This window comes from Nitrosophilus sp., assembly GCF_982775275.1.
The window spans coordinates 1-3,702 of sequence record NZ_CEXZHP010000152.1; the positions used below are offsets into that span (position 1 = coordinate 1).

Genomic DNA, 3,702 nt, shown 5'->3' on the forward strand with positions numbered 1-3,702 from the left:
GAATTTTAGAAAAAATTAATGATCAAAAATTGCAAAAAAAACTTTATGATAAAATAGTGAGGAGTTTGAATTAGAATATTAAGTTAAAAGAAATTGTCTATTTGCATATGAACAGGGATTTTTCAAAGTTAAAAAAAGATTATCCAGAGGCATTTTTTGTTTCAAATAGTAAAAAAAAGGGTATTGAAGAGTTAAAAAAAGCTATTTTGGAGTATGTTTTTGGAAAAAAAATTAAAGATTGATTATTTAAAACCAAAATTATATGATATTGAAAATATGCAAAAAGTGGTAAAAAAAGCTGTAGAAGAGGGGATAATACTTCCAAGAAGTGATGATGAGATCGCAACAAATATAAGATCCTACATTGTTGCTAAATATAAAGGAGAGATAGTTGGTTTTACCGCTTTGCACATCCATACAAAAACATTGGCCGAAATTAGAAGCTTAATAGTTCAAGAAAATTACCAAGGTATGGGTATTGGCAAAAATCTTGTTTTAAAAGCTTTACAAGAGGGTAAAGATCTGGGTGTTAAGGAGGTTTTATCTTTAACCTACAATAAGGAGTTTTTTGAAAAATTGGGATTTAAAGAGATCCAAAAAGATAAAATTCCAGAACATAAAATTTGGGCAGACTGTATAAAATGCAAACATTTTCCTATATGCAACGAAATATCGATGATAAAAAAAATATAATCTATTTTTTTATTTTTCTTTTTTCGCTTTTTTATGAGGTTTTAACTACTATTTATACTATTTTGCCGCCTTTTTGGGGTGTGGGTTTTTGGTTTTTCATGATTTTTTATATAAAAAGAGAGTTCATTTTTATTTTTTTTATTTTTATATATCTTCTTTTTTTTGAAATTGATCACTCTTTACCTCTTTTTTCGCTGATAATCTTTTATTTTTTATTGTTACCGCTTTTTTTGAAATTATTAAAAATTTTATCAAATAAATATATCTTAAAAATTTTATCAGTTGTTTTAATATATCTTTTATATCCTCTTTTTATATATGCTTTACACAAATTTTTTAAAACGGATATTTTTTCATTGGATTTAAACTATTTTCTTTATATGATAACCGAAATAATAATATTGATATTTTTGGGGTAGTATGAGATTAAAGCTTCTTTTTTACTTTTTTATTTTTGTTTGGATACTTCTTTTGAGCAGAGTCTATTATTTGAGTATAAAATCAAATAGTTATTATGAGATTTTGGCAAAACAGAATATGATAAAAACAGAGTGGATTATTCCAACAAGGGGTGAGATACTAGATAGAAATTTAAACCCTTTGGCGGTAAATAATATAGGATTTAAAATAAAAGTCGCACCCCATCTTAGCTATAAAAAAAGAGTAAAAATGTTAAAAGAGAGTTTAGAGTTTATAAAAAAACTTTTTCCAAGAATCGATTATGATAAGATGTTGAGAAAATATAGGAAAAAAGATTCCCCATATAATCATAATTATATTGAAGTAGTAGATTTTTTGCCTTTTGAAGAGGTGATCCCATTTTATACAAAACTTAATCTCAAAAAATATATAAAAGTTGAACCGACATTTAAAAGATACTATCCAAACAGGGACTTAGCCTCACACATTATTGGCTATGTCTCAAGAACAAATCCAAAAGAGGCTAAAAGGGATAAAGTTGCCAAAATGGTTGGGATTATTGGAAAAGCCGGCATTGAAAAATATTACAACAGATATTTGGAAGGGGAACTTGGATATAAAAAGATAAAGGTCACAGCTTTTAATAAAGAGATAGAAACATTAGAGATAAAAGAGCCTATACAAAATAGGGATCTAATTTTGACTATAGATATAAGGCTTCAAAAGTATATAGAAAAGCTTTTTAAAAATAAAGCCGGCGTTGCGATAGTTATGGGGCTTGATGGTGAGATTTTGGCAGCTGGCAGTTTTCCTGAGTATGATATAAATATGTTTGTATCTGGAATTTCAAAAGAAAAATGGATAGAGTTGATTTCAGATTTTAATCATCCTTTTACAAATAAGTTAATAAACGGTCTTTATCCTCCTGGATCTACAATAAAAATGGGTGTGGCTTTAGCTTTTATAGATTCGAGAAAAATAAGCGAATATACCCCTTTTTATTGTAATGGCGCTGTAGAGCTTGGAAAAAGAAAATTTAGATGTTGGAAAAGTAGTGGACATGGCGAGACAAAAATGAAAAAGGCTATAAGAGAGAGTTGTGATGTTTATTTTTATGAAGGCAGTTTAAAAGTGGGTATAAATAAAATTGCAAAAACATTAAAAAATTTTGGATTTGCAAAAAAAAGTGGGATAGACCTTCCAAACGAATTTATAGGTATAATCCCAGATAAAGAGTGGAAAGAAAAAAGATATAACAAAAAATGGTATATTGGTGAAACTATGGTTGCATCTATTGGGCAAGGATATGATCTTGTTACCCCTATACAGATAGCAAGATATACGGCTCTTTTGGCAGCTGGAAAACTTCCAACTCCCCATTTTGCAAAAAAATTTATAGATAATGAATTTTTTCCAAAATATGAAGATGTATTGACTCCTATACAAAAAAGAAAATTAAAAATAATTAGAAAAAGTATGTATGAGGTGTGCAACCACCCAAAAGGAACGGCTACGGCACATATTACCACGAAAGTTAAAATTGCGGGAAAAACCGGGACGGCTCAGGTTGTAGGAATACCGCAAGATGAGAAAGAGAGGATGAAAGAGGAGGAGTTAAAATATTTTAGCAGATCTCACGCATGGCTTACAACTTATGGTCCTTACAAAAAACCAAAATATGTAGTTACGGTTCTTGTTGAGCATGGCGGACACGGAGGAAGTGCGGCAGGTCCTATTGTTTCAAAAATATATGATAAACTTGTTGAACTTGGATATATAAAAATAAAATAGTTTAAGGAGATGGAAGTTGGATTTTATAATTTTTATAGTTTCTATGGCGGTTTTGATAAAGGGAGCAGATATTATTATAAAAGAGTCTGAAAGAGTTGCTCTATATTTTAATATTTCTGAGTTTGTTATCGGAGCTACGCTTGTAGCTTTAGGAACTAGCCTTCCAGAGATGGCTGCAAGTATCGCAGCAAGTTACAATCATAAAAGTGAAATGGCCGTTGCAAACGTTTTGGGAAGCGTGATTTTAAATATAACTTTGGTTTTGGGTCTTGTATTTTTATTGGCTAAAAATATCAATCCAAAAAGAGATATTTTCGCAAAAGATAGCACATGGGCGCTAATTCCTGTTTTTATATTTATTTTGATGGCATTTGATTCTGTTATTACAAGATTTGAAGGAGTTTTATTTTTAATTTTAATGGCCGGGTATTTGGTATTTTTATCAAAAGAAGCGATATTGCTTAGTGAAGAGATAGACGAAGATTTAAAAAAAGAGCCTTTTAAATGGACAAAGACTCTATTATTTTTGATTTTGGGTTTTGTATTTGTTATTGAGGGGGCGGATTTTGCTATTGAAAGTGCCTCAAATATAGCAAGAGATTTTGGAATAAGCGAATGGATTATAGGACTATTTTTGATTGCCTTTGGAACAAGCCTTCCTGAGCTTATAGTTAGTATAGTTGCAGCAATCAATAAAAAAGCCGATATGAGCATAGGAAACATTATCGGATCAAATGCGGCAAATTTCACCGTGGTTTTAGGATCAGCTGCGGTTGTAAACCCTTTAAATGTAAATAT

General features: G+C 30.0%; 4 protein-coding genes. All 4 read left to right on the forward strand.

The features are described 5' to 3' along the window. Positions 1-107: 107 nt before the first annotated feature. Positions 108-242: a hypothetical protein gene (locus AC30RD_RS07225; protein ID WP_489493749.1), complete on the forward strand. Its 135-nt coding sequence runs from the start codon at positions 108-110 to the stop codon at positions 240-242. Next, positions 214-693, forward strand: a complete 480-nt coding sequence (locus AC30RD_RS07230) for an N-acetyltransferase (protein WP_489493751.1) — start codon at positions 214-216, stop codon at positions 691-693. The genes AC30RD_RS07225 and AC30RD_RS07230 overlap by 29 nt, the downstream gene beginning before the upstream one ends. 420 nt (positions 694-1,113) lie before the next feature. Then, entirely contained in the window at positions 1,114-2,904 is a 1,791-nt protein-coding gene (mrdA, locus tag AC30RD_RS07235) for a penicillin-binding protein 2 (protein WP_489493752.1), read from the forward strand. A gap of 16 nt (positions 2,905-2,920) precedes the next feature. After that, a partial coding sequence (locus tag AC30RD_RS07240; RefSeq protein WP_489493754.1) for a calcium/sodium antiporter occupies positions 2,921-3,702 on the forward strand: 782 nt, incomplete at its 3' end.

Excerpts from the sequence above, each read along its gene's own strand:
- AC30RD_RS07230 (WP_489493751.1), top strand. The coding sequence starts at position 214 with ATGTTTTTGGAAAAAAAATTAAAGATTGATTATTTAAAACCAAAATTA.
- AC30RD_RS07225 (WP_489493749.1), top strand. The coding sequence starts at position 108 with ATGAACAGGGATTTTTCAAAGTTAAAAAAAGATTATCCAGAGGCATTT.
- mrdA (WP_489493752.1), top strand. The coding sequence starts at position 1,114 with ATGAGATTAAAGCTTCTTTTTTACTTTTTTATTTTTGTTTGGATACTT.